This is a genomic window from Enterobacter sp. Bisph1 (assembly GCF_000814905.1).
Taxonomy (GTDB): Bacteria; Pseudomonadota; Gammaproteobacteria; order Enterobacterales; family Enterobacteriaceae; genus Kosakonia.
The window spans coordinates 1-26,901 of the sequence record NZ_JXAG01000034.1 but is presented as its reverse complement, the minus strand read 5'-3'; the positions used below and the strand labels follow the sequence as shown (position 1 = coordinate 26,901).

The following is a 26,901-nucleotide window of genomic DNA, read 5'->3' as shown; positions in this document are numbered from 1 at the left end:
TCCAAAATTCAAGTTACATGACGCGACAGGCAAACCCTTTCAGATAGAGCCCTTCCGGGTAGGGAGCAATCACCGGGTGATCGGCGGCCTGACGGAACTGCTCTATAAATTGTACATCACGCCCGGCATCAATAGCGGCATCGGCAATGATTTTCTGAAATAAATCGGTGGTCATCAAACCAGAACAGGAGAACGTAAGCAGCACGCCGCCGGGATTCAGCAACTGAATAGCCAGCATATTGATGTCTTTATAACCGCGACAGGCACCCATCAGCTGGCTTTTGTTTTCCACAAACTTTGGCGGATCCATAACGATGACATCGAAGGTTTCCCCCCGATCGCGATATTTGCGCAGCAGCTTAAAGACGTCATCGCGGACAAATTCCGCTTTGCTTAAATCGAGTTTATTCAGGGTGATATTTTGTTTGGCAACATCCAGTGCTTCCTGGGACGTATCGACGCTAACAACCTGTCGGCATCCTCCCATCAGCGCAGAAACCGCAAAACCGCCGGTGTAAGAAAAACAGTTGAGAACCCGTTTGTCCGCAACATAGCGGCGCGTTGCCAGTCGGCTGTCACGCTGATCGAGGTAGTAACCTGTTTTATGTCCGCCCTGAATATCGACATATAATTTCATGCCGTGCTCTTTAATAGGCAGTAAGGCTGGAGGAAGTTCGCCTGTTACCGGGCCTTGCGTCAGCTCCAGCCCCTCTTTTTTACGTACCGCAACGTCGCTGCGATCGTAAATCGCGCATTGCGGATAAAGGGCCTGCAGAGCAGAAATAATGGCCGGACGCTGATATTCGGCGCCTGCGCTTAACAGCTGCAGGACAAGAAAATCGCCAAATCGGTCAATCGTTACGCCCGGTAGGCCGTCCGATTCGCCCGCAATCAGACGATAGCTGTCGAGATCGTCGCGTTGAGCCAGCCAGTCGCGCCACTGCTGAGCTTGTTGCAGGCGGCGGGTAAAAAAGGCGATATCAATGCTTTCGTTTTGATCGAATGTCCAGACGCGCGCACGGATCTGTGATGCCGGTGATAAGGCACCGCGCGCCAGCCATTTACCCTGATGATCAACAATATCCACCGTTTCACCGAGGCTGGCTTTGCCTTCCATTCGCGCAACCGCGCCGGAGAAAACCCAGGGATGACGGCGCAATAATGACTTCTCACGCCCTTTGGCTAACACTAAACGTACGCTCATATTCGACTATTCTGTAATCATAAGAAAATGGGCGCTATTGTTACGGGTTCGCCGGGCAAATGCAACGCGCCCGCGTGGAAAGGGGGATTAAAGATGGCAGATGTGTGCAAAATTGCCTGGGTACATGGAATGGTGCAGGGCGTGGGATTTCGCTATAGCACGCAATATGAAGCACAGCGGCTAGGGCTGACGGGATACGCACGTAACCTGGACGATGGCAGCGTCGAAGTGGTTGCCTGCGGAAATGAACAAGCGGTTAATCAGCTAATTGAGTGGTTGAAGGCAGGCGGCCCGCGAAGTGCCCGGGTGGACAAGGTTCTGGCAGAACCTCATCAACCCGGCAGGGAGTGGACCCACTTTGGTATTCGCTATTAAATGCACTTCACCGGTTTTGGCAAGCCGGCGATTTTGGTCGCCTGTTTAGCAGGGCCTTTAGGAAACAGGCGGTACAGATAGCGACTGTTTCCTTTCTCTTCGCCCAATTTGTTCGCCATGGCTTTTACCAGCATGCGGATGGCGGGAGAAGTATTAAATTCCAGGTAAAATTCGCGCACAAAGCGCACCACTTCCCAGTGTTCAGGCGAGAGGTTGATACTCTCTTGCTCCGCAATGATTGGCGCTAAGGCTTCACTCCACAGGGTGGTGTCTTTCAGATAGCCCTCGCTATCGGTTTCGATTTCTTTACCTTCAAAGATCAACATAATTTTTCGCAGCGTGAGTCAATAACGGCGGGAGTGTAGCAAAAAACAAAGCCCCGCATAAGCGGGGCTGGGTAACAGTCAAACTGGCTTAATCGCGGCTGGCGAAGCCCAGGATACTCAGCAGGCTGACAAAGATATTGTACAGCGAGACATACAGGCTGACGGTGGCACGGATATAGTTCGTTTCCCCGCCGCGAATGATGTTGCTGGTTTCAAACAGAATAGCGCCGCTGGAGATGAGGATAAACACGGCGCTGATAGCCAGGTGCAACGCTGGCAGCTGCAGGAAAATATTTGCAACCATGCCGATCAAGACTACGACCACGCCCGCCATCAGCATGCCGCCGAGGAAGGACATATCTTTACGCGTCGTCAAAACGTATGCAGAGCAGCAGAAAAAGACTAACGCTGTACCGCCGAGCGCCAGGCCAATCAGGTCGCCCATGCCGGCTGACAGATAAGCATTAAGCATTGGGCCGAGGATATAGCCGAGGAAGCCGGTAAAAGCGAACGCCGCCAGAATACCGGTCGGTTTGTTGGCCAGTTTGTAAGTCAAAAACATCAAGCCGTACATCCCCACCAACGTCAAAATCAGGCCCGGAGAAGGCAGCATCAATACGGTGCTGGCTGTGGCTGTAATAGCGGAAAAGGCCAGCGTCAGGCTTAACAGAAAATAGGTGTTACGTAAAACTTTGTGCGTGCTGAGCAGGGAAGTGCGGTCACGCGATGAAGTAATTATACGATCCATGAGTCACTCTCTTATGACAGATGTAATTGATTGCCGAGTCTAGAAAAGTCTTGCGTAGCGACAAAGTTGTTTTACCCATCTTTACTCATCAAGGACCGCTACCAGCACAGGGTTTTGTGCGTAGAAATGAGAGCGGTACAGCATAAACAGATAATTGTGAGGTAAATCCATATCGCTGCCTTATAGGTCGCTGAATTCTATTGCTATATAACCCTATGGGCGCTAAGAGTGTTATCGCGTCGTTATAAAACACATTATTAAGGCGAAAGGACATGAAACCACAAAAACGTAATCATATTGCACTTTCATTATTAGCCGTCGGCATTCTGAGCGCCTGCAGCGGCGCGTTTGCGGCGACGGTGCCGGCAGGAACGACGCTGGCGGAAACGCAGGAACTGGTACGTAACAATGGCAGTGAGCCCGCTTCGTTGGATCCGCATAAGGTGGAGAGCGACGTCGAATTCAACATTATTAGCGATATTTTTGAAGGGTTGGTAGCAGTTAATAAAGAGGGGAATATTGAACCGCGTTTAGCGGAAAAATGGGAAACGAAGGATAATACCGTCTGGATTTTCCACTTGCGCCCGGGAATAACCTGGTCCGACGGTACAGCGATTACCGCGAAAGATGTGGTATGGAGCTGGCAGCGATTAGTCTCGCCAAAGACCGCCTCTCCGTATGCCAGTTATCCGGGTAATATGCATATCCTCAATGCGGCAGAGATAGCGCAGGGTAAACAATCCCCCGATACGCTGGGAGTGAAAGCGCTGGATGATGCGACCCTTGAGATAACCCTGACACAACCGACGGCGGCGTTTCTGCCTATGCTGGCGCATCCCTCTTTGGTGCCGGTAGACAGCGTATTGATTAATCGCTTTGGCGATAAATGGACCAAGCCAGAACATATTGTCACCAGTGGCGCTTATAAAATTACCGATTGGGTGGTGAACGAGCGGATTGTCGCGCAGCGCAATCCGCGGTACTGGAACAACAATGCGACGGTGATCAATAAAGTCACCTACTTGCCCATTAACGCCGAAACGGCGGACATTAACCGCTACAAAGCAGGTGAAATTGATATCACCTACACCATCCCGGTTAATCAGTTCGCACAGTTAAAGAAAACCTTAGGCGATGAGGTGCACGTCGCACCACAGCTGGCGACCTATTACTACCAGTTTAATACCACTAAGGCGCCTTTTAACGATCCTCGCGTGCGCCGTGCGCTGAATATGGCGCTGGATAAAGATGTCATCGCGGAAAAAGTGATGGCGCAGGGGCAACGCCCCGCCTGGGTCATCAGCCAGCCTGAAATTGGCGGCGTTAAAATACCGCTGCCGGATTACGCGTCATGGCCGCGGGAAAAACGGCTGGCCGAAGCGAAAAAATTGCTCAATGAGGCTGGCTTCAATGATGCACACCCGCTGAGTTTCAACCTGCTGTATAACACCATGGAAACCCATCAGCGCATCGCCATTGCCGCAAGCTCTATGTGGCAGAAGAACCTCGGGGTCAATGCGAAACTACAAAACCAGGAGTGGAAAACCATGCTGGATACCATGCACACCGGTAATTTCGATGCGGTGCGCTATGCCTGGATTGCCGATTATGCTGATGCTGCTTCATTCCTGAATAACTTCCGTACCGGCGACAGCGAAAATACCAGCAAATACAGCAACCCCGCCTATGACGAAGCGCTGCACAATGCCGCGAAAGCGAAGGATGTTGCCGAGCGTGGGAAATATTACCAGCTGGCCGAGAAGATCCTCGCCGACGACGTTCCGGCTATACCGGTTTACCACTATGTACGTACACATCTTGTTAAGCCCTGGGTCGGCGGCTTTGCCCCTGATAGCCTCGGCGTGTACTTAACAAAAGATATCTACATCAAAAAACACTGACAGGGCGTGCGCAATGTGCTGAATATTCGATCATTGCGCTGATTTTTCAGGCTACCGACGCACTTTTGCTGTTTTTTCAGGCAAACGAACATTCAATGGCTTTACACAGGAGCCGAGGATGTTTATAGTGCGCCTCACACCGGAAGTGTGGCCGAGCGGTTGAAGGCACCGGTCTTGAAAACCGGCGACCCGAAAGGGTTCCAGAGTTCGAATCTCTGCGCTTCCGCCAAATATGAAACCCAAGTCGTTTTGCGACTTGGGTTTTTTTTTGGCCTTTATCTTGATGCCACCTCATAGCACTTCCTGTCCTCTGGTGTGGGATGACTAAGCCATGACGGCTTCTTGATCAAGCCGAAGGGATAAATTGCTGGCATCACTCTCAAACCCCGCATTTGAAAATTTATCAAGCACAGGGCAGTAGGTGGCTGGAATATATTTACTCAGAATATTAAAGAGATTTAATTATTAGTAATGGCTTATATATTCCACGTTTACCCTTCCGTAATACTACTGAATAACCATAGGGTAATATACTTAAATAATCTCTCGTAACGGATTTATTAAATGACATGCTATTAAATTCTTTGAGTTACGCTTTTATTTCTTGTAAATAAAGATAAGATATTGCCCATTGTTTTAAAAAACGAAAAGATCTGCATAGTACGATGAAAACCACAAAAACTGCTCTTGATAGTATTATGTTCGATAGATGCGCACTGGTGGTTGTTACTTTCAATAGCAAACCCGCAGGAGTTAGAACTGAATAAAAATTTTTTAGAAGTAAAGGATTAATCTCTAATTTTACGCGAAAAGAATTAAACCCATGCTTAAAAACGGCAGGAGCCATAACGTGACGTTGTATGACATCAAACCCAAGTTTCAAAATTTACTTCGCCCAGTCGTTGTGCGGCTTCATGCAAAAGGCGTAACGGCCAATCAAATCACATTACTGGCAATGATGACATCAGTAATCCTGGGCGGATTACTCCTCTATTTTTCTAAACCGTTACTCTTTATTTCAATGCCGGTTTTTTTGTTTTTCCGGATGGCGTTGAATGCCATTGACGGTATGTTAGCCCGGGAATTCAACCAACAATCCGCATCCGGAGCCATACTTAATGAGGTGGGCGATATTATTTCCGACGCTGCACTTTATCTCACTTTTGCTTTTTTAGCCGGAATGATGTCATGGCTTGTCGTGCTGGTGGTGCTTCTTACCTGGCTTACTGAATTTTGTGGCGTGATAGCTCAAACGCTGACAGGTGAACGGAATTACGCTGGACCTATGGGGAAAAGCGATCGCGCCTTTATTCTCGGCGCGATAAGCCTTGTGATTGCCTTTTGGCCGCAGTTTATCCCTACGGTTAATATCCTGTTTGGTGTGCTCGCGTTGTTGCTTGTCTGGACCTGCCTCAATCGCTGTCGTAGCGTAATGGAGGTGAAAAATGCCTGACTCTCAGCATACGCTTTATTATTGCCTCAGCGGTATTTTCAGCATTTTGTTGCTGGCGACACTGCTCATTTTCACCTTGAAAAAATGTTACCCGCAGCGAGACTGGTTGGAACTACAGCAGCGAATCACCAGTTGGTGGGTCATCATCTGCCTTTTTTCAGTGGCGATATTGTCGCCTAAATGGCTGGGACTTACCTTCTTCGGTTTTATCAGCTTCCTGGCATTAAAGGAGTATTTGACGCTTGCTCCGACGCGACGCTCGGACAGTATCCCTTTGCTTTGGCTATACGCCGCTATTCCTGTGCAATATGTCTGGACGGGAATGTCGTGGTACGGAATGTTCATTATTTTTATTCCGGTCTATGTTTTTTTATTTTTGCCCACCAGAATGGTTCTGGTAGGCGATACGAAAGGTTTTCTCCATTCTGCATCGGTCATGCATTGGGGCATGATGACGAGCGTCTTTGCGCTGAGCCACGTTGCTTACCTGCTGACGCTTCCCAACGCTGATGGTCGATCCGGGGCGCTGCTGGTGATTTTTCTTGTTGCCCTGACGGAACTGAACGACATTTCTCAATACCTGTGGGGTAAATCGCTGGGCAAAATAAAAATCACTCCGAAAGTCAGCCCTAATAAAACACTGGCTGGACTCATCGGCGGTGTGCTCACAACCACATTTTTAGCTGCTGTGTTCGGACCGTTATTAACCCAGATGAATTGGACACATTCGCTTATCGCTGGCGCCCTTATCGGCATCAGTGGCTTTTGTGGTGATGTCGTTATGTCCGCTATTAAGCGAGATTTTGGTGTCAAAGACTCAGGAAAATTACTGCCTGGCCATGGGGGAATCCTCGATCGGTTAGATTCGCTGATCTATACCGCGCCACTTTTTTTCCACTTTTATTATTACTTCTATATGTGAGAGATGGTTATGAATCGCGTATTGCGCTGGATTTTTACGCTATGCATCGCTTACCCCGTGGTGTGGATCTGGCTTGGCGTTTCGGTTGCTAACCGCCAAAAATTAACCAAACACGGCCCGGCAATTATCGTCGCTAATCACAACAGCCATCTGGATGTGCTGACGCTTTTTACACTGTTTCCACTTTCTACTCTGGTTAATGTGCAGCCGGTTGCCGCCGCTGATTATTTCCTTAAAAATAAACTCGTGGGTTGGTTTGCATTGAAAGTTATCGGTATTATTCCTGTTTATCGAGGGGCCCATCAGGCTAACCCTTTACAGGCTTGTGTCGATGCGCTGGCAGAAAAAAAGATTGTGATTATTTTTCCTGAGGGAACCCGGGGTGAACCCGGACAGTTCTCGGAGATTAAATCCGGAATCTGGTATTTAAGTCAGCAATGTCCGGATGTTCCAATCATCCCCATCTATATGCATGGTCTGGATCGTGCGATGGGTAAAGGACAAAAGTTTCCCATTCCTTTTTTTATCGACGTGTATATTGATGACCCACTGTTTTATGAGGCAGATAAAGAAGGGTTTAAAAATAAGCTACTAGGTCGTTTTCTTTCATTGCAGCAGCAAGCGACAAAGAAAATACCCTGACCACTAAGGCCTTGAGGCATGGCGGCCCTATGACGTCGATTGCGGGTGAGTTATTTATTTTCCATCATGCATTTTTTTATGCGAAAGCCGATGACATGCACTAACAAAGACGCTACGCCCGGCCTGTTCATGCCGCCACCTATTGGAAACTTAACCGGGAAGTAAACCGCCTGCTGCACAATGGCCTGAAACAAGCGGCTTATCCTGGCTTTGCCTCTTTTAAAAGCTGTAGTCCGGTTCGTGTAGCGCAGACGAGTTCGTAAACCAGCCTGACGGCTCTTCGAGAAGTTTATCGCGCAGCAAAAGCAGGTCACTGATTTTTTTACCGCCTAGTTTTTTACAGGCTTTATTGCGATGAGCGTACACTCTTTTGGGTGGGATATTCAGCGTTTTCGCTATCAGATGGATATTTTTTCCTTTCAGGGATTCTTTCAGGATAACATTCTCAATATCGCTGAGTTCGCTGACTCTCGAAGGTAATTTTTTGTTCTTTCTGACTACTATTCTGATAGCGCCTAAAATACTGCGCAGGGAGTCTCTTGATTTAACGACCATATCGGACTCACTAATCACAATATCTCTTACTGCGCTGACTATCACTAACAGCTTACAAATTCTATTAAGCGGGGAAATAGCTTTCGCATGAGCGCTATTTTTTACATTGAGATGAAGAATGACAATGTCGTCTGGCATCAGTTGGCGGAACAGGGATGAATTTAAGTTATGAGCGACAGCATCCCATCCATACATGCTCGCTAATGAAATAACGCCTTGTTGCAAGTAAAAATCATCACTGACTGTATAAATTTTCATAGAGTTGCTCAACATTCAGAAGCCATTTGGAATTATCTGTATTGTGAATGGCAAACTCTAACGGGTGCTGAAATAAACTCGTAATTAAAAAATCTTAAATAATATTTTATTAAGTTATATGAAGAAAGAGAGACCAATTGTATTTATGCATATGCGGTCTATACTTGTGACAGGTTTTATCGGAACTTACTGTTTTTGCAAGCAAAAAATACCGTTTGCTTTCTTACGCCGAACTGGTTTTTTATATTGCTAATGCAGGGTTTGAGAACAGAATATCTTATAAAAATGAGAGGCGGTGCTGAAAAGTTTTTTAAAGGTCTGTTCAGCTTGCGATATGCCCCATAGCGATGCGCGCAGGCGAGAAGCGGATAACCTATCGTAAGGGTCTAAGTAATGGAAAATTATCTTAACTTAATAAGAGGCGAGTGGGTTCATCATATTGATAAAACAGATGAACATATCCGCGTTTTAACGGCAGAAGTCGGCAAAAACCATGCGCATATCCTTAGCCAGGAATTCTACCGCATCGTGCTTATCGATCCCCATGCTGAAGAGTTCCTCTCCAATGATCAAGTTGAAAGGCATCTTAAAAGCGCGTTGGCGCAGTGGATCGTCGATGTATTAACCTGCCAGGTAAGCGACATAGATCGCATTATCGCTATTCAACAACATGTTGCCACGATTCACGCGCGTATTGGTATCGCTGTCGAAATCGTGGAAATGGGCTTTCGGGTTTTGAAAAAAATCCTCTTCCCGGTGATCAATGCTGCTCCATATGAGGCTGCCGAGAAGCTTGAGGTATATCATTTTGCCATTAACAGTATTGATTTGGCGATGGAAGTGATGTCGCGGGCGTTTACGTTCACCGAGCATAACTCTGCCAAAGAGGACGAAAACTACCGTATATTCGCGCTGATGGAAAACGCAGAAGAGGAAAAAGAGCGCCAGAGCGCCGCACTGTTAAGTTGGGAAATTGATCTGGTCTATAAAATCCTTATGGATGCTGATTTAGGCAATAGTCTGAGCCTTAGCCAGTCCGACTTTGGCCTGTGGTTTAACCATAAAGGTCGGCATTACTTTAGCGGTATTGCTGAAGTCGGACATATTTCTCGCCTGATCCAGGATCTCGATGAACTATTTCGTCAAACCCGCACCAGCACACGACCATTAAATAATCGCACGCAGCGCACCCAGTTTCTGATCCAGGTCAGAAATACGGTTTCACAAATTCTCACCATGCAGCGTGAATTATTTGAGGAAGTTTCCCGCCATGAAGTAGGCATGGATGTATTAACCAAACTCCTTAATCGCCGCTTCTTACCAACGATTTTTAAACGTGAAATCGCCCATGCTAATCGCATGAAAACATCACTTTCCGTCTTGCTGATTGATGTCGATAAATTTAAACAAATCAATGATACCTGGGGACATCTCACGGGGGATGATATTCTGCGCAAAGTCTCCGCTGCTTTTTACGATAATGTGCGCAGCAGCGATTATGTTTTCCGCTACGGCGGTGACGAATTTGTCATTATCCTGACGGAAGCCTCTGAGTTTGATACGTTGCGCATTGCTGAACGCATCCGTAGCGGGGTCGAAAGAACGGCGGTTATGTCGCCGTCGGGCGAAAAAATTGCCTTGTCGCTCTCTATCGGCGCGGCAATGTTCAGTGGACATCCTGATTACGAACGGTTAATTCAGGTTGCCGATGAGGCGCTCTATATCGCTAAAAAGAAGGGCCGCAATCGCGTCGAACTCTCAAAGCCCGCGGCCTGACGGCTTACGCATACAGGATAAGAAACGGCAGGCTCATTTTGTGAGCCCTTGCCGTTAAACGTATATTTCTCGCAGCTTGTAGAACAGGCGTTTATCCTGGCCACACCGCTTTTTGCGCCAGTGCACACTCCGTATATCTTGTTGCGGCGCGATGCCATATTTATGTCACACTTCTAATTTTGGGACACAAAATAAGGACAACAAATGAAAAAGCTTTTTTGGCTTAGAGCGCTTGCCATTGCAACAGCTTTACCCGCCGCGATGGCGCAAACCGTGCCGCAGGGTTATCAATTACAACAAGTATTAATCATGAGTCGACATAACCTGCGCGCGCCGCTGGCGAACAACGGCAGCGTGCTGGAACAGTCTACGCCCAATAAATGGCCTGAGTGGGATGTGCCGGGAGGCGAACTCACCACCAAAGGCGGCGTACTGGAAGTCTATATGGGGCACTATATGCGCGAGTGGCTGGTGGCGCAGAATCTGCTCACCGCCGGAGAGTGCCCAACCCCGGAAAGCGTTTACGCATGGGCAAACAGTTTGCAGCGTACTGTCGCCACGGCGCAGTTCTTTATCAATGGCGCGTTTCCAGGCTGCGATGTGCCGGTGCATCATCAGGAAAAAATGGGCACCATGGATCCGCTGTTTAATCCGGTCATCACCGACGAATCTGCCGCGTTTAGCCAGCAGGCAGTGAAGGCGATGGAGACGCAGCGTCAACATTATTCCCTCGACGAAAGCTACAAGCTGCTGGAAAAAATTACCCGCTATCAGCAATCACCGGCCTGCAAAGAGAAACAGCCGTGTTCACTGGCACAAGGGAGCGATACATTCAGCGCGAAATATCAGCAGGAGCCGGGTGTTTCCGGGCCGTTGAAAGTGGGCAATTCACTGGTTGATGCTTTCACTTTGCAATATTACGAAGGTTTTCCGATGGATCAGGTCGCCTGGGGAGAGATCAAAACCGATCAGCAGTGGCGTCTCTTATCGAAGCTGAAAAATAGCTACCAGGATTCGTTATTTACCTCAGCCGACGTGGCACGAAATGTGGCAAAACCGCTGGTGAAATACATCGACAAAACCCTTGTGGAAGAAGTCGGCCAGGCACCGAAGATCACGCTGCTGGTGGGCCACGACTCTAATATTGCCTCGCTGCTGACGGCGCTGGACTTTGAGCCTTATAAGCTCCATGACCAGTACGAACGCACGCCGATTGGCGGAAAAATTGTTTTCCAGCGCTGGCACGATACGGCGGGTAATCGCGATTTGATGAAGATTGAGTATGTCTATCAGAGCAGCGAGCAACTGCGCAGAACGGAAGCGTTAACCCTGAAATCACCGGCCCAGCGCGTTACGCTGGCGCTAAAAGGATGCCCGGTGGATGGGCAGGGATTCTGTCCAATCGATAAATTTAATGCGGTAATGCGGGACGCGGCGAAATAGAGCGATGAAGTTCCCCCGCGATAGCGGGGGAGTGCGGATTACACGTTTTGCCGTTCGATGGTCTGTTCACCCCAGAATAGTGCGTCTTTATCGGTTTTTTCAAAGGCGCGCAGCAACACTTCATCGCTGCCTTCTTCCCAGATTTTCTCCGCCAGGGTTTCATCGTAGTTAGCGAGTTCGAAGATCGCTTCGGCGATTTCCGGTGAGGTATTGCGTAAACTGGCCCATTCACCCACGCGATGAGCTTTTGCTTCTTGAGATGGCATGCAGTCCTCCTGTAGAAGTTTAGCCGTTCAGTTTTACTGCCAGGCCGGCAACATACTCACCCTGATAACGGGCAATCGCCAGCTCTTCTGCGCTGGGCTGACGAGAACCATCGCCGCCCGCAATGGTGGTCGCGCCATAAGGCGTGCCGCCGCGAACCTCTGAAACATCGAACAGTTCTTGTGCGCCATAGCCAATCGGCACAATCACCATCCCATGATGAGCAAGGGTAGTCCATGTGGAGGAGATTGTATGTTCCTGGCCGCCACCGGTGCCGGTGGAACTAAACACGCTCGCCAGCTTGCCGTACAACGCACCCGACGCCCACAGACCGCCGGTCTGATCGAGGAAGGTACGCATTTGCCCGGACATATTGCCGAAGCGTGTCGGCGTACCCAAAATAATAGCGTCATACTCAGCCAGTTCTTGCGGCGTAGCGACCGGTGCGTTCTGCGTTTTACCACCTGATTTTAAGAATAGTTCTGCCGGCATGGTTTCGGGTACGCGCTTAATCACCACCTCTACGCCCGCCACTTTTTGCGCGCCTTCGGCTACGGCATGCGCCATCGTTTCAATATGTCCATACATGGAATAATAAAGCACCAAAACTTTGGCCATCTGCCTCACTCCTTTAGTTATTTTCCGCCAGCACAACGCTGCCGTCTTTTTAAGCGTATGACGTGCTGGCCAGAGTGCAAATCTGAGGGACATTTATTTGATAAATCACAAATTAGGAAAAAAAGTCTGATGTTTACAGTTTGTAACATATTGCCGGGCTTAATTTTCCAATTTGATAAGAATTGCTTATGAATTTAGCCGGGTGGAATCGGGCTTTATGGCGTGCAACCTGTTGCAAAATATTACTGATAACTGGCCGAAGCTGCGCGTTTCGCTAAGCTTAGTTTCACGCGGCGCAGATGAAGGCATGGCCTTCACGTCGCCAGTGAAAGAGTCCTCTTTTACTCAATGCAGTATGAAGTCTGATATTTCACTCATCTGGAGGTAAGCATGGCAAACCATCGTGGTGGATCAGGTAACTTTGCTGAAGACCGTGAAAGAGCATCCGCAGCAGGTCGCAAAGGTGGCCAACAGAGCGGGGGGAATTTTAAAAACGATCCTCAACGCGCTTCTGAAGCGGGGAAAAAAGGGGGCAAAAATAGCCACGGCAGCCGCAATAGCAGCAGCTAGTCCTGCAGGCTGGTAACCTAACAGGTGCCAGCCAGGCCCGCCGCCGGGGAAACCCGGCGGTTGTTAATGACCTCCTCACCCAGTCCTTCGCAGGATGATGTCATTCCCGCTACTCGTCATAGCTTTCCCTCAGAGGCAATCTCAGCCTTCCTTATTTGTGCCGTAATTTCACACGCGATGGGTACTTTTCGCTCAAGCCGAACTGCACAGTTGCCGCCAAACGCTCTTGTCAAAAACAGGGTAAGCTCGCCGCAGGGAATGACGTGTTCCTGTGTAAAATAAAAACCCTTAAAGCCACCGTCTCGAAACAAAGCCTCGGCTTGTAGCGATAAATCGCGACAAACCCGGTTCCGGGCAGTGCAGCCATTGTTATAAGTGATTGTCAGGAGTTTTTGGTATGCAGCAGGGCGCGGTAAAAAGTATGGGCAAACGTAAGCAAGCAGTGAGTGAAAAGCGCCAGGCAATCCTGGCCGCGGCGCTGGATCTCTTCTCGCGCCTTGGTTTTCACGGTGCACGTCTTGAACAGGTGGCCGAACTGGCGGGGGTTTCGAAGACCAACTTGCTCTATTACTATCCGTCGAAAGAGGCGCTCTATATCGCCGTGCTGCGCCAGATCCTCGATATCTGGCTGGCGCCCCTTAAAGCGTTTCGGACAGATTTCGCGCCGCTGGAAGCTATTGGCGAGTATATCCGTTTGAAAATGGAAGTGTCCCGCGATCATCCTCAGGCGTCCAAACTCTTTTGTCAGGAGATGCTGCAGGGCGCGCCGCTGCTGAAAGCGGAACTGACCGGCAGTTTAAAAACCCTGATAGATGAGAAGTCGGCGATTATTGCTGGCTGGGTCGCCAGCGGCAAACTTGCCGCCATCGATCCGCACCATCTGATCTTTATGATTTGGGCCTCAACCCAGCACTACGCCGATTTCGCCACTCAAGTGGAAGCCGTGACCGGCGCGACCCTGCAGGATGAGGCCTTTTTTCAGCGCGCGGTAGCGAATGTACAGCGCATGATTATTGAAGGTGTGCGCGTACGTTAATGACCAGGCTGCAGCGGGCAACTGAGATCGCCTTCGCCACATTGCAACAGCGACGCCAGCCAGGCTTCTCGCTCGTTGGTTTTATCCGCCAGGCACTGGTTTTGTACCATCGGCTGCGCGCTACCGCCTTCGACCCCAGAACTCATAAAAGCACAATCGCTGTCGCGTAAGGCAACCCAGGTCTGCTGCGCTTTTTTCAGCATTACCGCCTGCTGCGGCGTTGAGCGTTTCAACGCAGCCTGGTAGGTTTGATTGAGTTTCTTATCGGCAGTCTGGTACTGCTCTGCGGTGCAGCTATTAAGCTGCGATTGGGTCGAGGCGTTATCGCACTCATCGGCTATGGCCAACAGCGGGCTGCTCAGTAACAGCGCCGCTAACGCCAGCGTACGTATTTTCATTCATTCCCCTTAATTCGCAAGGCGTTGAAACAGCGCTTTTCTTAACATAGCCCACAGGGAATGTCACCCGCCCGCCGCAGATTTTAACAAACGAGCCTGCTTGTACCGTGCTTCGCAGCATGGAATAGCGGGCGGTATGCCAGGCAGCCAACATAACGGCTTAAAGCCAGGAAGACGACGCTTTGCCGGGTCTCCACGTTTGCCAATAAAAAAGCGCCCGCAGGCGCTTAACGTTTCCCCCTGGTGAAAGGGGGGAAAAGAACGGCTTGGTGCAGCGTTTAGCCGATTGTCATCAGGCTGGCATTGCCGCCTGCGGCTGCGGTATTCACGCTCAGGGAGCGCTCAAGCCACAAGCGTTCGAGATGAATATTGCTCTCACCCCGTGCAAAGCCCTGCACCGACACAATTGCACCGTTGCGTGCAGCAACGTTTTCACACAGCGCCACCAATTGGTCGGAATCACCGTGGAAAATAACCGCGTCAAACTTCTGCGCCATCAACGCATCGGTTTTGGCGAACTGGATACGTTTGCTGACGCTTTCCGGCAACTGTTTTGCCAGATCGCGATGCAGTGTATCGTCCGGCCACAGCACCTGGTTGCCGCAGGCGAGAGCTGCCGCCAGTTGAACCAGTGTGTCTTGCTTGTTATCCGCCACGCACAGCACGCGCTCGCGCGGCATCAACGTCCAGCTGTTGCGCTCCCCGGTCGGGCCAATCAATACACGCTGCGTACCGGTTTGCGCCAGCTCGCCGAACTGCTCGCACAGTTGCTGCAACGCCGGGTTATCTTTTGCCCAGGCGCGTAACGCTTCCAGCGGTTGCGCCAACGACGTTTTTAACTGAGCATCCAGCGGGAAGCTGGCGTCATGGCGGGAAAGGGTTTTCAGCACGGCGTTTTCCGGCCGGCTGCCCAACAGGCGGTAAAGATAGAGCGGTCCGCCCGCTTTCGGTCCGGTACCTGACAAACCTTCACCACCAAACGGCTGTACGCCCACCACCGCGCCAACCATATTGCGGTTGACGTATAGATTACCGACACGCGCATTGCCGGTGACCTGAGCAATGGTTTCATCAATACGGGTATGGACGCCGAGGGTCAGACCGTACCCGGATGCATTGATTTGCTCAATCAGTTGATCCAGATGGTTACGCTGGTAGCGCACCACGTGCAGAACCGGGCCGAAGATCTCTTTTTTCAGCTCATCGAAGCTTTCAAGCTCAATCAGCGTCGGTGGGATAAACGTACCGGTGCGCCATTCACGCGCATCTTCACTGTTCTCGCGTACCGCCTGATAGACCTTACGGCCTTTGGCCTGCATCGACTGGATATGTTTTTCGATATTGGTTTTCGCTTCGACATCGATTACCGGGCCGATATCGGTGGAGAGACGGCCCGGATTGCCCATCCGGCACTCGGCCATCGCACCGCGCAGCATGGTCAGCGTATGGTCGGCAATATCATCCTGTAAGCAGAGCACGCGCAGCGCAGAACAGCGTTGGCCTGCGCTATCAAAGGCAGAAGCCAGCACATCGATCACCACCTGTTCCGTCAGCGCAGAGGAGTCGACAATCATCGCATTCATACCGCCGGTTTCGGCGATAAGCGGCGTCGGATGACCCTGGGCATCGAGACGGGTCGCAAGATTGCGTTGCAGCAGCGTCGCGACATCGGTCGAGCCGGTAAACATTACGCCGCGCACGCGCGCATCCCCGGTCAACTGTGCGCCCACGGTTTCGCCGCGGCCCGGCAGTAACTGCACAACGCCTGCCGGCACACCGGCTTCCAGCAGAATCGCCACGCCCTGAGCGGCGATCAGCGGTGTTTGTTCAGCCGGTTTCGCCAGTACGCTATTGCCGGCGGCTAAAGCGGCGGCAATCTGCCCGGTAAAAATCGCCAGCGGGAAGTTCCACGGGCTGATACAGACCACCGGCCCCAGCGGACGGTGCGTTTCGTTATCGAAATCCGCACTGACCTGGCCGGCGTAGTAGCGCAGAAAATCCACCGCTTCACGCACTTCGGCAATGGCATTGCTAAAGGTTTTCCCAGCTTCACGCACCAGAATGCCAATCAACGACTGCATCTGATCTTCCATCAGCACCGCGGCGCGCTGAAGAATGGCGGCGCGCTCCTGCGGCGGCGTAGCAAACCAGATGGGCGCATGGTTAACGGCGTTTTCCAGCGCCTGATTCACCTGCGCTTCGCTGGCTTCAACCACGTAACCGACGGTGTCTTTCGGCTCGGCAGGGTTGATAACCGCCAGCGGTTCGCCTTCCATCACCGTTTGTTCCAGGATTGGGCGTGCGTACCATTTGTGTGCGGCGCTGGCTAATAGTGACGAAGAGAGCGAGGCCAGTCGATGTTCGTTCGCCAGATCTAAACCTGCCGCATTAATACGGCCTTCGCCATACAGCGCGCGGGGCAGGGCGATTTTCGGATGCGGCAGACCCACCTGACCTTCCTGGGCGGCCATTTTTTCCACTTCGCTCACCGGATCCGCCACCAGCGCATCCAGCGGTAAGGTGTTATCGGCGATGCGGTTAACGAACGAGGTATTGGCACCGTTTTCCAGCAGACGACGCACCAGGTAAGCCAGTAAGGTTTCATGCGTGCCGACCGGCGCATAAATACGACATGGGCGGTTCAGCTTGCCGTCGGCGACTTTGCCGACCACTTGCTCATACAGCGGCTCGCCCATCCCGTGCAGGCACTGGAATTCATACTGACCTGGATAGTAGTTCTGTCCGGCGAGTTGATAGATTGCCGCCAGCGTGTGGGCGTTGTGGGTGGCGAACTGCGGGTAGATCAGGTTCGGCACCGCGAGTAATTTTTTCGCACAGGCGAGGTAAGAGACGTCGGTATAGACCTTGCGGGTATAGACTGGATAGCCCTCCAGCCCTTCCATCTGCGCCCGCTTGATTTCGCTGTCCCAGTACGCGCCTTTTACCAGGCGGATCATCAGGCGACGGCGACTGCGGGTCGCCAGATCGATAAGATAATCAATCACAAACGGGCAGCGCTTTTGATAAGCCTGAATCACGAAGCCGATGCCGTTCCAGCCCGCCAGTTCCGGTTCAAAACAGAGTTTTTCCAGCAGGTCGAGAGAGATTTCCAGCCGATCGGCCTCTTCGGCATCAATATTAATGCCGATATCATACTGGCGTGCCAGCAAGGTGAGGGACTTCAGACGCGGATAGAGCTCATCCATCACGCGATCGTATTGCGCACGGCTGTAGCGCGGGTGCAGGGCGGAAAGCTTAATGGAGATACCCGGCCCTTCATAAATACCGCGCCCGTTCGAGGCTTTACCAATGGCGTGGATCGCCTGCTGATAGGAGACCATATAGGCTTGCGCGTCGGCGGCGGTCAGCGCCGCTTCGCCCAGCATATCGTAGGAGTAACGAAAGCCTTTATCTTCCAGTTTGCGTGCATTCGCCAGCGCTTCGGCGATGGTTTCGCCGGTGACAAACTGCTCCCCCATCAAGCGCATTGCCATATCCACGCCTTTACGGATCAGCGGCTCGCCGCTTTTACCAATAATACGGTTCAGGGAGCGCGAGAGATTGGCTTCGTTATGGGTGGAAACCAGACGGCCGGTAAACAACAGTCCCCAGGTCGCGGCATTGACGAACAGCGACGGGCTACGGCCAATATGTGAATGCCAGTTACCGTTGCTGATTTTGTCGCGGATCAGCGCATCGCGGGTCGCCTTGTCGGGAATGCGCAGCAGCGCTTCCGCCAGACACATCAGCGCCACCCCTTCTTGCGAGGAGAGGGAAAACTCTTGCAGCAGACTTTGCACCATACCGGCGCGACCGGACGCGGTTTTTTGATTGCGCAGCTTTTCCGCTAACTGATAAGCCAGTTTATGCGCATTTTGCGCCACCGGCTGCGGCAGTCGGGCTTGTTCAAGCAGCATGGGGACCGCATCGGTTTCCGCCCAACGCCATGCGCCGGTAATCGCCGCGCGGGAAACGGACTGCGGCAGGATCTGTTCGGCGAAATCCAAAAATGGCTGATGGTTCTCCTCAACGGTTACCAGCGGCTCGTCTTCCGCAGCGGACGGCTGTGCGCCAGCCAGCTCCGGTAAACCTTCGCTGTTTTCCAGTTTTTCGAGGAAGTTAAATATGGCCTGCTTAATCAGCCAGTGCGGCGTGCGGTCGATGGTGGCTGCAGCGGCTTTGATCCTTTCGCGCGTTGCGTCATCAAGCTTGACCCCCATGGTAGTGGTGCCCATGCTTTGCTCCTGTTTTTGCGTAATTTTGCGGTTCAGGCTGAAATATCCATCATGTTGCAACTTTGTGCAACCTTGTTAAATGTGACCTGGGCAGCAAGCCGCAAAATGAATGAAATGTTAATTACCGGTAACACGAAAAAGCGACGTCTCGTTTGCTGCTAATTCAGGTTTTATGCGGTACATAACATTTTTCAAAGGTGCAACCCTTGAAAGTGTGACTCAGTGCAACCTATAGCAAAATGTTATTAGGGCCAGGGTGAATTCGATGTAAATGCTGTGTTAAACCAATTGTGAATAAGTGAGGCTTCCGGCAGGATACGGGCGCTTCACATAATCAATACGTCCGTCGCCCCGTTCCGGCGAGGGCCATCAGCGGCAAACGATGTTTGCCGACGAAGACTCCTGGAGAATTCTTAATGGCAATGAGCACACCGATGCTGGTGACCTTCCTTGTGTATATTTTTGGCATGCTGCTCATCGGTTTCGTCGCCTGGCGTTCGACGAAAAACTTTGATGACTACATTCTGGGTGGCCGCCGCCTGGGCCCGCTGGTAACGGCGTTGTCCGCCGGAGCATCTGATATGAGCGGCTGGCTGCTGATGGGGCTACCGGGGGCGGTTTTTATTTCCGGTATCTCCGAAAGCTGGATAGCCATCGGCCTGACGTTAGGGGCCTGGATCAACTGGAAGCTGGTGGCCGGGCGTCTGCGCGTGCATACCGAGGTGAACAATAATGCGCTAACGCTGCCGGACTATTTTACCAGCCGTTTCGAAGACAATAGCCGCCTGCTGCGTATTATCTCAGCCATCGTTATTCTGGTGTTTTTCACCATTTATTGCGCTTCCGGCATTGTGGCGGGGGCGCGTCTGTTTGAAAGCACCTTTGGCATGGGTTACGAAAATGCGCTGTGGGCCGGTGCTGCCGCGACGATTATCTATACCTTTATCGGCGGTTTCCTGGCGATCAGCTGGACCGACACGGTACAGGCCAGCCTGATGATTTTCGCGCTGATCTTAACGCCGGTGATCGTCATTATCTCCGTCGGCGGTTTCGGTGACTCGCTGGAAGTTATCAAGCAAAAAAGCATTGAAAATGTCGACATGCTGAAAGGACTCAATTTTGTCGCCATTATCTCCTTGATGGGCTGGGGGCTGGGTTATTTCGGCCAGCCGCATATCCTGGCGCGCTTTATGGCGGCCGATTCCCATCACACCATTGTTCATGCGCGTCGCATCAGTATGGCGTGGATGATCCTGTGTCTGGCCGGTGCGGTGGCGGTAGGCTTTTTCGGCATCGCTTATTTCACTAACAATCCAGCTGCTGCGGGTGAAGTTAATCAGAATGCCGAGCGCGTGTTTATCGAGCTGGCGCAGGTGCTGTTTAACCCGTGGATTGCCGGAGTGCTACTGTCAGCCATTCTCGCTGCGGTGATGTCGACGCTAAGCTGCCAGCTGCTGGTATGCTCCAGCGCGTTAACGGAAGATTTCTATAAAGCCTTTTTACGCAAAGGTGCAAGCCAGCGCGAACTGGTGTGGGTGGGCCGCGCAATGGTGCTGCTGATAGCGTTTATCGCCATTGCGCTGGCGGCGAACCCGGAAAACCGCGTGCTGGGTCTGGTGAGCTACGCATGGGCCGGCTTCGGCGCGGCTTTTGGCCCGGTGGTGCTGTTGTCAGTAATGTGGCCGCGTATGACGCGCAATGGCGCGCTGGCCGGGATGATCATCGGTGCGTTGACGGTCATTATCTGGAAACATTACGGCTGGCTGAATCTGTATGAAATCATTCCGGGCTTCGTTTTTGGCAGCCTTGGGATTGTGATCTTCAGCCTGTTGGGTAAAGCGCCGTCTGCGGCAATGCAGCAGCGTTTTGCTGAAGCGGACGCCCATTACCGCTCTGCACCGCCGTCGCGGTTACAGGCCGAATAAGCTTTTTAAAGTTAAAACCCGCTGGGTAACTGAGGATTCCTCAGGATCGCAGCGGGTTTTTTTATTGCTTATACAAAGCGCGTTTGATCGGGTTGGCATTTACTACGCACCCGCCGGGCAAGGGCAAAAATTGCCAACAGAAAGGGCGCGTCAGCGTTGAGTGGACATAGATTCGCTTTCTCACTACGACACGGAGTATGCGCAGGGATTATCGCAATATTTGAGTTAAGGTTTATTTCCTGGCATAAAACGCGCAAACCCGCATGGTTAGGCTGCTACACGGTTACATCCAGTTATCATTCTCATCATTTTTCGCTTGAGTTTCTTATCGGCGTAATGATAATCACTATCACTGCAATTTACTTTTCTTTGCAACCTTTGACCGCGCATGACATTAGGGGCTCCCTCCATGTTTGTTCCATTTTTGATTATGTTACGTGAAGGCCTCGAAGCGGCGCTGATCGTCAGTTTGATCGCCAGTTATTTAAAGCGCACCCAGCGCGGACGCTGGATTAGCGTGATGTGGATAGGGGTTTTCCTTGCCGCCGCGCTCTGTCTGGGGCTGGGTATTGCCATCAACGAAACGACCGGCGAGTTCCCGCAAAAAGAGCAGGAGTTATTCGAAGGGATAGTCGCGCTGATAGCCGTGGTGATCCTTACCTGGATGGTGTTCTGGATGCGTAAAGTGTCGCGCAACGTCAAAGTGCAGCTTGAGCAGGCGGTGGATAGCGCGCTGGCGCGCAGTCATAACCACGGTTGGGCGCTGATCCTAATGGTCTTTTTCGCCGTGGCACGTGAAGGTCTGGAATCGGTATTCTTCCTGTTGGCGGCGTTCCAGCAGGATGTCGGCATCTGGCCGCCCCTTGGCGCGATACTGGGGCTGGCGACGGCGGTGGTACTCGGCTTTCTGCTGTACTGGGGCGGTGTGCGCCTCAATCTTGGTGCATTTTTCAAATGGACCAGCCTGTTTATTCTCTTTGTCGCAGCCGGTCTTGCTGCCGGAGCGATCCGCGCCTTTCATGAAGCGGGCTTGTGGAACCATTTTCAGGATGTGGCATTCGATTTAAGCAATGTCCTCACCACCCATTCCCTCACCGGCACGCTGCTGGAGGGGATCTTTGGTTATCAGGAAACGCCGAGCGTCAGCGAAGTGGTGACCTATTTTGTTTATCTAATCCCGGCGCTGGTGCTGTTTTTCCTGCCGCCGCGCGCTGGTACGCAGCCGTCCCGGGCGGCGCAGTAATTGCTTTTTAGTTACAACATACTTTTATAGGGAAGGGTCATGGCTATACATTTTCGTCGTAGTGTTTTGCAGGCCGGGATAGCGGCTTTACTTACCGGCACTTTCGCGGCGCAGGCAGCAGATATTCCGCAGGTCAAAGTCACGGTCACTGACAAGCAGTGTGAACCGATGAACCTGACGGTGAACGCAGGTAAAACGCAGTTTGTGATCCTCAACCACAGCCAGAAAGCGCTGGAGTGGGAGATCCTCAAAGGCGTGATGGTGGTAGAAGAGCGTGAAAATATTGCGCCGGGTTTCAGCCAGAAGCTGACCGCCAATCTGCAACCGGGCGAGTATGAGATGACCTGCGGTCTATTGACCAACCCGAAAGGCAAGCTGATTGTAAAAGGTGCGGCAAGTGCCGATACGGCAAAAGGCGACGCGCTGCAGATCCTGAGCGAGGCTATCACTCAGTATAAAGCCTATGTGGTGGCAGAAACCGCCCAACTGGTCTCCGGGACCAAAGCGTTTACCGATGCGGTGAAAGCGGGCGATATTGAAAAAGCGAAAGCACTGTATGCGCCAACGCGCCAGCACTACGAACGTATTGAACCGATTGCCGAACTCTTTTCCGATCTCGACGGCAGCATTGATGCCCGCGAAGATGACTATGAGCAGAAAGCCGCCGATCCGAAATTCACCGGCTTCCACCGTCTGGAAAAAGCCCTGTTTGGCGATAGCAACGTCAAAGATATGGGCAGCTATGCCGATCGTCTGCACAGCGATGTGGTTGAGTTGCAAACGCGCATTAATGCGCTGGCATTTCCGCCATCCAAAGTGGTCGGCGGCGCAGCCGGTCTGATTGAGGAAGTGGCGGCAAGCAAAATCAGCGGTGAAGAAGATCGCTACAGCCACACCGATCTGTGGGACTTCCAGGCAAACGTAGATGGCGCGCAGAAGATTGTCGATTTGCTGCGTCCGCAGTTGCAAAAAGATAACGCCGATCTGCTGGCGAAAGTGGATGCCAACTTCAAGAAAGTGGATACCATCCTCGCAAAATACCGCACCAAAGAAGGCTACGAGACTTACGATAAACTGACCGATGCCGACCGCAATGCCCTAAAAGGGCCGATCACTACCCTGGCGGAAGATCTGGCTCAGTTACGCGGCGTGTTGGGGCTGGATTAATACCATGAAGCACAATGATGACAACGACGTAAGCGAGCCTTCGCGGCGTCGTTTATTAAAAAGTATGGGCGCGCTGGGAGGCGCGCTTGCGCTGGCGGGTGGATGCCCGGTGGCGCATGCGGCAAAACCGCAAAGCGCACCGGGAACGCTGTCGCCGGATGCGCGCATGGAAAAACAGCCCTTTCTGGGGGCTCACCAGGCCGGTATTTTAACGCCGCAGCAGGCCTCCATGATGCTGGTGGCTTTTGACGTACTGGCAGCAGATAAAGCCGAGCTCGAAAGGCTATTCCGCTTATTAACGCAGCGTATAGCGTTCTTAACGACCGGTGGACCGGCTCCCGAGACGCCAAATCCGCGTTTGCCGCCTATGGATTCCGGTATTCTCGGTGCTTATATCGCCCCGGATAACCTGACCATTACGGTTTCGGTAGGCGACGCGTTGTTCGACAACCGTTTTGGTTTAAGCGCGCAGAAGCCGAAAAAACTGCAAAAAATGACCCGTTTTCCCAATGATTCATTGGATGCGGCGTTATGCCACGGCGATGTGCTGTTACAAATTTGCGCCAACACGCAGGATACGGTGATTCACGCGCTGCGCGATGTGATTAAACATACGCCAGATTTGCTTAGCGTGCGCTGGAAGCGGGAAGGGTTTATCTCTGATCACGCGGCGCGCAGCAAAGGTAAAGAGACACCGGTCAATTTGCTGGGGTTTAAAGACGGTACCGCCAACCCGGACAGCAGCGATAATACGCTGATGAACGAAGTGGTATGGGTGACGCCAGAGCAGGGCGAACCCAATTGGGCGACGGGTGGCAGCTATCAGGCGGTGCGTATCATCCAGTTCCATGTCGAGTTTTGGGATCGTACACCGTTGAAAGAGCAGCAGACCATTTTCGGGCGTGATAAGCACACGGGTGCGCCGCTGGGTATGCAAAATGAGCATGATGCTCCGGATTATGCCAGCGATCCCGGCGGCGATGTGATTGCCCTCGACAGCCATATTCGTCTGGCGAATCCGCGCACCAAAGAGACGCAATCGAGCCTGATGATGCGCCGTGGCTACAGCTATTCACTCGGCGTGACCAACTCAGGTCAGCTGGATATGGGGCTGTTGTTCGTCTGTTATCAGCATGATTTGGAAAAGGGTTTTCTGACGGTGCAAAAACGTCTCAACGGCGAGGCGCTGGAAGAGTACATTCGTCCGATTGGCGGCGGTTACTTTTTTGTCCTGCCCGGTGTAAAAGAGGCAAACCGCTATCTGGCACAATCGCTGCTTGAAGCGTAACGTTTCGATCCTGCCCGCCAGCGGGCAGGATATTCTGTTATCCGTTCTCTCCTGACAGGCTTTTCTGCCATCCAGTTATCTTTTTTTTGCCTTAGAAAGTATCTGTTATCTTTCTGTAATATTTATCAAAGAGACTGAAATTAACTTTACAGAGGCCTGTGCGCCTGTCTGGTTGGTAAAAATAATGTTGCAATAATGCTAAACTTTGATGTAATTAGTTATAGCGTTATCCCCTGCGGTGATGAAGTTTATCTGGAGATCGCGGATGGTAAAGTCCTTTAGCGGACCGACAAAAAGACCTCGTAAGACCCGGCATGGAGGTGCGACCTCCGGCATTGACTTCTTCGCCCCTGAATTTTCCTCCCTCTTTTTTATTCCTGATTACAGCGATGTGACAGGCAATGCAGTCCGTTGCTTCGGCACGTCATTTTCAAAGGCAAGCAATGGCTTACAAGGAAGCCAACCCTCAGACGTTTGTGCGCATAATCGCGTCGAGAACGACGCGTGTGATGTAAACCAACAACTCAAGGTGCTATCCATGGGAAGACAGAAAGCAGTGATCAAAGCTCGTCGTGAAGCGAAACGCGTGCTGAGACGTGATTCACGCAGCCATAAGCAACGTGAAGAAGAGTCGGTCACCTCGCTTGTGCAGATGAGTGGCGTTGAATCAATTGGCATGGCGCGGGACAGCCGGGATGTTTCACCAATTGCAGCGCGTAATGAAGCTCAAGCGCACTACCTGAATGCTATCGAGAGTAAACAGCTGATCTTCGCCACCGGTGAAGCCGGCTGCGGTAAAACGTGGATCAGCGCAGCGAAAGCGGCGGAGGCCCTGATTCACAAGGATGTGGAGAGAATTATTGTTACCCGTCCGGTACTGCAGGCCGATGAAGATCTCGGCTTCTTACCCGGGGATATCTCGGAGAAGTTCGCGCCTTATTTCCGGCCCGTTTATGACGTGCTGCTAAAACGCCTGGGCGCGTCCTTTATGCAATACTGCCTGCGCCCGGAGATCGGCAAGGTGGAAATCGCGCCGTTCGCCTATATGCGCGGACGTACCTTTGAAAATGCGGTGGTCATTCTCGACGAGGCTCAGAATGTTACTGCAGCGCAAATGAAAATGTTTTTAACGCGCCTCGGGGAGAACGTGACCGTCATTGTTAACGGTGACATTACGCAGTGCGATCTGCCGTCCGGCGTGAAGTCGGGCCTGAGCGACGCGCTGGCACGTTTTGAGGAAGACGACATGATAGGCATCGTCCGCTTTAACAAAGATGACTGTGTACGATCCGCTCTTTGCCAGCGAACGCTAAAAGCGTACGACTGACCCTCAACGTATTTCGTGTTAAAACCCGGGAAACCGGGTTTTATTTTTTTGCGCTGGGATCGTAAGCGTATTAACGGTGCTGAAAAGCCAGGTTGTCTGCCCACGACATCGTCTACGAGCTGCGGGGAAGCCCATTAAAACGTGTTATTTGATATCGATATTCTCTTCGGGCAACCATCCTGATTCACCGGCGACATTCGTCGCCCAGCACCAGCCATTTAGCGACGTACCAATAGTAATTTTTTCGCCAACGATGACGGATAACTCCCGCGCCGTATAATCTTCCAGGCACAGGATTTTATTAGCGCTCTGCGGTAAGAACAACTGCTGTGGTGCCCAGCCGGCATGCCCGTTATCGAGAGTAATCCACACCCATCCGCGATACTGGAGATCGCAATGGCTGACAACAGCAGTGGCATTTTTCTTTATCGAAATGGGGTCAGGAAACGCAGATGTGTAATTTTTGATGACCACAGCACAAGTAATCATCTCAAAGACTCCTGTTGCTTAATCAATATCCTGAATCGTATAGCACTCGTTGCCCCACAGGACAACCGCGTGCGGACATTTCATTAAATGATGGTGAGGAAGGGGGAATGACTCGCTTTGCTCGCCCTGCGGGCAGCCCCACTCACAGCGTGCGCGGGCAGCCCCACTTACTGCGTGCGTGGTCTGTCCAACTGGCTGCGCCAGTTGTCGAACCCCAGTCGGGGCTTCTCATCCCCCCTGATGCGGTGCCACAGGCGAAAAAAAAGCCCGCATTTGCATGCGAGCTCTTCTTCAAATGATGGCGGTGAGGGGGGGATTCGAACCCCCGATACGTTGCCGTATACACACTTTCCAGGCGTGCTCCTTCAGCCACTCGGACACCTCACCACATTGTATTGCTGCCAGCCTCTGCAGGGGGCAACGGGGCGCTACTATAGGGAGTTGTATGAAAACGGTCAAGCAAGATTTTAAGCTTTAATGATTGTTCGCTTAAGGTGTGAGCAATAAGGGGCCTGGGGGAAATCATAATATCTGACAGAGCGTTAAAAAGGCATCTGGTTGAGCAGTAGCGCGGCGTGAGTAGGTGGGAGGCGTTCAGTGGGCAGATTGTGCCAGCTATATAAAGGAAGAAGCCGTGCTTTCATGCAGGCTCTTCTCTTAAAGAATGGCGGTGCGGGGGGGGATTGACTCGCTTCGCTCGCCCTGCGGGCAGCCCACTTACTGCGTGCGTGGTCTGTC

Annotated in this window: 23 protein-coding genes, 2 tRNA genes and 1 other RNA gene; 15 read left to right on the top strand and 11 right to left on the bottom strand. The window is 51.8% G+C overall.

What is annotated here, in order from left to right; all coding sequences use genetic code 11:
- Positions 1-13 precede the first annotated feature (13 nt).
- A complete protein-coding gene (rlmI, locus tag RW65_RS08585; protein ID WP_039056306.1) occupies positions 14-1,204 on the bottom strand; it encodes a 23S rRNA (cytosine(1962)-C(5))-methyltransferase RlmI in 1,191 nt (396 codons plus the stop codon).
- Between the two features lie 93 nt (positions 1,205-1,297).
- Between rlmI and yccX the strand changes: the two genes are divergently transcribed.
- The gene (gene yccX / locus RW65_RS08580) at positions 1,298-1,579 is read left to right on the top strand and encodes an acylphosphatase (RefSeq protein ID WP_039056305.1); all 282 of its coding nucleotides are present in this window, start codon (positions 1,298-1,300) and stop codon (positions 1,577-1,579) included.
- On the opposite strand, the gene tusE is transcribed toward yccX, so the two are convergent.
- A complete protein-coding gene (gene tusE / locus RW65_RS08575; protein WP_039056304.1) occupies positions 1,576-1,905 on the bottom strand; it encodes a sulfurtransferase TusE in 330 nt (109 codons plus the stop codon). The genes yccX and tusE overlap by 4 nt on opposite strands.
- A gap of 88 nt (positions 1,906-1,993) precedes the next feature.
- Complete coding sequence (gene yccA, locus RW65_RS08570; RefSeq protein ID WP_039056303.1) at positions 1,994-2,653, bottom strand: FtsH protease modulator YccA; 660 nt, start codon at positions 2,651-2,653, stop codon at positions 1,994-1,996.
- A 272-nt stretch (positions 2,654-2,925) separates the two neighbouring features.
- Between yccA and RW65_RS08565 the strand changes: the two genes are divergently transcribed.
- From RW65_RS08565 to RW65_RS08545, 5 genes are all read left to right on the top strand, one after another.
- Positions 2,926-4,554: an ABC transporter substrate-binding protein gene (locus tag RW65_RS08565; RefSeq protein ID WP_039056302.1), complete on the top strand. Its 1,629-nt coding sequence runs from the start codon at positions 2,926-2,928 to the stop codon at positions 4,552-4,554.
- 141 nt (positions 4,555-4,695) lie between these two features.
- Positions 4,696-4,783 (top strand) — tRNA-Ser (locus tag RW65_RS08560).
- Positions 4,784-5,404: 621 nt separating this feature from the next.
- Positions 5,405-6,007 carry a CDP-alcohol phosphatidyltransferase family protein gene (locus RW65_RS08555; RefSeq protein ID WP_039056440.1) on the top strand — a complete coding sequence of 201 codons (603 nt, stop codon included), beginning with the start codon at positions 5,405-5,407 and terminating at the stop codon, positions 6,005-6,007.
- Positions 6,000-6,929: a phosphatidate cytidylyltransferase gene (locus RW65_RS08550; RefSeq protein WP_039056301.1), complete on the top strand. Its 930-nt coding sequence runs from the start codon at positions 6,000-6,002 to the stop codon at positions 6,927-6,929. The genes RW65_RS08555 and RW65_RS08550 overlap by 8 nt, the downstream gene beginning before the upstream one ends.
- A gap of 9 nt (positions 6,930-6,938) precedes the next feature.
- Entirely contained in the window at positions 6,939-7,571 is a 633-nt protein-coding gene (locus RW65_RS08545) for a lysophospholipid acyltransferase family protein (RefSeq protein WP_039056300.1), read from the top strand.
- 219 nt (positions 7,572-7,790) lie between these two features.
- Here RW65_RS08545 and RW65_RS08540 read toward each other — a convergent pair whose 3' ends face one another.
- Positions 7,791-8,384 (bottom strand): helix-turn-helix transcriptional regulator, encoded by a 594-nt coding sequence (locus tag RW65_RS08540; protein ID WP_231564375.1) that lies wholly within the window; start codon positions 8,382-8,384, stop codon positions 7,791-7,793.
- Positions 8,385-8,777: 393 nt separating this feature from the next.
- Here RW65_RS08540 and RW65_RS08535 point away from each other — a divergent pair, with 393 nt between their 5' ends.
- Both RW65_RS08535 and agp read left to right on the top strand, forming a co-directional pair.
- Complete coding sequence (locus RW65_RS08535; RefSeq protein WP_039056298.1) at positions 8,778-10,160, top strand: diguanylate cyclase; 1,383 nt, start codon at positions 8,778-8,780, stop codon at positions 10,158-10,160.
- A gap of 204 nt (positions 10,161-10,364) precedes the next feature.
- Entirely contained in the window at positions 10,365-11,603 is a 1,239-nt protein-coding gene (gene agp, locus RW65_RS08530) for a bifunctional glucose-1-phosphatase/inositol phosphatase (RefSeq protein WP_039056297.1), read from the top strand.
- Between the two features lie 38 nt (positions 11,604-11,641).
- Here agp and RW65_RS08525 read toward each other — a convergent pair whose 3' ends face one another.
- A complete protein-coding gene (locus RW65_RS08525) occupies positions 11,642-11,869 on the bottom strand; it encodes a YccJ family protein (protein WP_039056296.1) in 228 nt (75 codons plus the stop codon).
- A gap of 19 nt (positions 11,870-11,888) precedes the next feature.
- A complete protein-coding gene (wrbA, locus tag RW65_RS08520; protein WP_039056295.1) occupies positions 11,889-12,485 on the bottom strand; it encodes an NAD(P)H:quinone oxidoreductase in 597 nt (198 codons plus the stop codon).
- A gap of 390 nt (positions 12,486-12,875) precedes the next feature.
- Here wrbA and RW65_RS08515 point away from each other — a divergent pair, with 390 nt between their 5' ends.
- Positions 12,876-13,055 (top strand): con-10 family general stress protein, encoded by a 180-nt coding sequence (locus tag RW65_RS08515; protein WP_072037729.1) that lies wholly within the window; start codon positions 12,876-12,878, stop codon positions 13,053-13,055.
- A gap of 397 nt (positions 13,056-13,452) precedes the next feature.
- A complete protein-coding gene (gene rutR / locus RW65_RS08510; RefSeq protein ID WP_039056293.1) occupies positions 13,453-14,091 on the top strand; it encodes an HTH-type transcriptional regulator RutR in 639 nt (212 codons plus the stop codon).
- Here rutR and RW65_RS08505 read toward each other — a convergent pair.
- Both RW65_RS08505 and putA read right to left on the bottom strand, forming a co-directional pair.
- The gene (locus tag RW65_RS08505) at positions 14,088-14,489 is read right to left on the bottom strand and encodes a lysozyme inhibitor LprI family protein (protein ID WP_039056292.1); all 402 of its coding nucleotides are present in this window, start codon (positions 14,487-14,489) and stop codon (positions 14,088-14,090) included. The two genes, rutR and RW65_RS08505, sit on opposite strands and share 4 nt — an antisense overlap.
- 278 nt (positions 14,490-14,767) lie before the next feature.
- Entirely contained in the window at positions 14,768-18,724 is a 3,957-nt protein-coding gene (gene putA / locus RW65_RS08500; RefSeq protein ID WP_039056291.1) for a trifunctional transcriptional regulator/proline dehydrogenase/L-glutamate gamma-semialdehyde dehydrogenase, read from the bottom strand.
- A gap of 416 nt (positions 18,725-19,140) precedes the next feature.
- Here putA and putP point away from each other — a divergent pair, with 416 nt between their 5' ends.
- The 5 genes from putP to phoH all read left to right on the top strand — a co-directional run bounded on the left by putP (position 19,141) and on the right by phoH (position 25,674).
- Positions 19,141-20,649 (top strand): sodium/proline symporter PutP, encoded by a 1,509-nt coding sequence (gene putP / locus RW65_RS08495; protein WP_039056290.1) that lies wholly within the window; start codon positions 19,141-19,143, stop codon positions 20,647-20,649.
- 409 nt (positions 20,650-21,058) lie between these two features.
- Entirely contained in the window at positions 21,059-21,892 is an 834-nt protein-coding gene (gene efeU / locus RW65_RS08490) for an iron uptake transporter permease EfeU (RefSeq protein ID WP_039056289.1), read from the top strand.
- A 39-nt stretch (positions 21,893-21,931) separates the two neighbouring features.
- Entirely contained in the window at positions 21,932-23,059 is a 1,128-nt protein-coding gene (gene efeO, locus RW65_RS08485; RefSeq protein ID WP_039056288.1) for an iron uptake system protein EfeO, read from the top strand.
- 4 nt (positions 23,060-23,063) lie between these two features.
- Positions 23,064-24,347, top strand: coding sequence for an iron uptake transporter deferrochelatase/peroxidase subunit (gene efeB, locus RW65_RS08480; protein WP_039056287.1), 1,284 nt, complete (start codon positions 23,064-23,066; stop codon positions 24,345-24,347).
- A gap of 538 nt (positions 24,348-24,885) precedes the next feature.
- On the top strand, positions 24,886-25,674 hold the full coding sequence (gene phoH, locus RW65_RS08475; RefSeq protein WP_039056286.1) for a phosphate starvation-inducible protein PhoH: 789 nt from the start codon (positions 24,886-24,888) through the stop codon (positions 25,672-25,674).
- A 144-nt stretch (positions 25,675-25,818) separates the two neighbouring features.
- Here the strand turns inward: phoH and RW65_RS08470 are convergent, their stop codons facing one another.
- The 3 genes from RW65_RS08470 to RW65_RS08460 all read right to left on the bottom strand — a co-directional run bounded on the left by RW65_RS08470 (position 25,819) and on the right by RW65_RS08460 (position 26,550).
- A complete protein-coding gene (locus RW65_RS08470) occupies positions 25,819-26,163 on the bottom strand; it encodes an SH3 domain-containing protein (RefSeq protein WP_039056285.1) in 345 nt (114 codons plus the stop codon).
- A gap of 91 nt (positions 26,164-26,254) precedes the next feature.
- Positions 26,255-26,416: non-coding RNA, RtT sRNA (locus RW65_RS21775), on the bottom strand.
- A gap of 46 nt (positions 26,417-26,462) precedes the next feature.
- A tRNA-Ser gene (locus tag RW65_RS08460) sits at positions 26,463-26,550 on the bottom strand.
- Between the last annotated feature and the right edge of the window lie 351 nt (positions 26,551-26,901).

What these genes read in the sequence shown, in the direction of transcription:
- efeU (WP_039056289.1), top strand. Translation starts at nt 21,059, where the DNA reads ATGTTTGTTCCATTTTTGATTATGTTACGTGAAGGCCTCGAAGCGGCG.
- RW65_RS08540 (WP_231564375.1), bottom strand. Translation starts at nt 8,384, where the DNA reads ATGAAAATTTATACAGTCAGTGATGATTTTTACTTGCAACAAGGCGTT.
- RW65_RS08525 (WP_039056296.1), bottom strand. Translation starts at nt 11,869, where the DNA reads ATGCCATCTCAAGAAGCAAAAGCTCATCGCGTGGGTGAATGGGCCAGT.
- RW65_RS08550 (WP_039056301.1), top strand. Translation starts at nt 6,000, where the DNA reads ATGCCTGACTCTCAGCATACGCTTTATTATTGCCTCAGCGGTATTTTC.
- RW65_RS08545 (WP_039056300.1), top strand. Translation starts at nt 6,939, where the DNA reads ATGAATCGCGTATTGCGCTGGATTTTTACGCTATGCATCGCTTACCCC.
- yccA (WP_039056303.1), bottom strand. Translation starts at nt 2,653, where the DNA reads ATGGATCGTATAATTACTTCATCGCGTGACCGCACTTCCCTGCTCAGC.
- RW65_RS08470 (WP_039056285.1), bottom strand. Translation starts at nt 26,163, where the DNA reads ATGATTACTTGTGCTGTGGTCATCAAAAATTACACATCTGCGTTTCCT.
- efeB (WP_039056287.1), top strand. Translation starts at nt 23,064, where the DNA reads ATGAAGCACAATGATGACAACGACGTAAGCGAGCCTTCGCGGCGTCGT.
- RW65_RS08535 (WP_039056298.1), top strand. Translation starts at nt 8,778, where the DNA reads ATGGAAAATTATCTTAACTTAATAAGAGGCGAGTGGGTTCATCATATT.
- phoH (WP_039056286.1), top strand. Translation starts at nt 24,886, where the DNA reads ATGGGAAGACAGAAAGCAGTGATCAAAGCTCGTCGTGAAGCGAAACGC.
- rutR (WP_039056293.1), top strand. Translation starts at nt 13,453, where the DNA reads ATGCAGCAGGGCGCGGTAAAAAGTATGGGCAAACGTAAGCAAGCAGTG.
- agp (WP_039056297.1), top strand. Translation starts at nt 10,365, where the DNA reads ATGAAAAAGCTTTTTTGGCTTAGAGCGCTTGCCATTGCAACAGCTTTA.
- RW65_RS08515 (WP_072037729.1), top strand. Translation starts at nt 12,876, where the DNA reads ATGGCAAACCATCGTGGTGGATCAGGTAACTTTGCTGAAGACCGTGAA.
- efeO (WP_039056288.1), top strand. Translation starts at nt 21,932, where the DNA reads ATGGCTATACATTTTCGTCGTAGTGTTTTGCAGGCCGGGATAGCGGCT.
- yccX (WP_039056305.1), top strand. Translation starts at nt 1,298, where the DNA reads ATGGCAGATGTGTGCAAAATTGCCTGGGTACATGGAATGGTGCAGGGC.
- wrbA (WP_039056295.1), bottom strand. Translation starts at nt 12,485, where the DNA reads ATGGCCAAAGTTTTGGTGCTTTATTATTCCATGTATGGACATATTGAA.
- RW65_RS08565 (WP_039056302.1), top strand. Translation starts at nt 2,926, where the DNA reads ATGAAACCACAAAAACGTAATCATATTGCACTTTCATTATTAGCCGTC.
- putA (WP_039056291.1), bottom strand. Translation starts at nt 18,724, where the DNA reads ATGGGCACCACTACCATGGGGGTCAAGCTTGATGACGCAACGCGCGAA.
- RW65_RS08505 (WP_039056292.1), bottom strand. Translation starts at nt 14,489, where the DNA reads ATGAAAATACGTACGCTGGCGTTAGCGGCGCTGTTACTGAGCAGCCCG.
- rlmI (WP_039056306.1), bottom strand. Translation starts at nt 1,204, where the DNA reads ATGAGCGTACGTTTAGTGTTAGCCAAAGGGCGTGAGAAGTCATTATTG.
- putP (WP_039056290.1), top strand. Translation starts at nt 19,141, where the DNA reads ATGGCAATGAGCACACCGATGCTGGTGACCTTCCTTGTGTATATTTTT.
- tusE (WP_039056304.1), bottom strand. Translation starts at nt 1,905, where the DNA reads ATGTTGATCTTTGAAGGTAAAGAAATCGAAACCGATAGCGAGGGCTAT.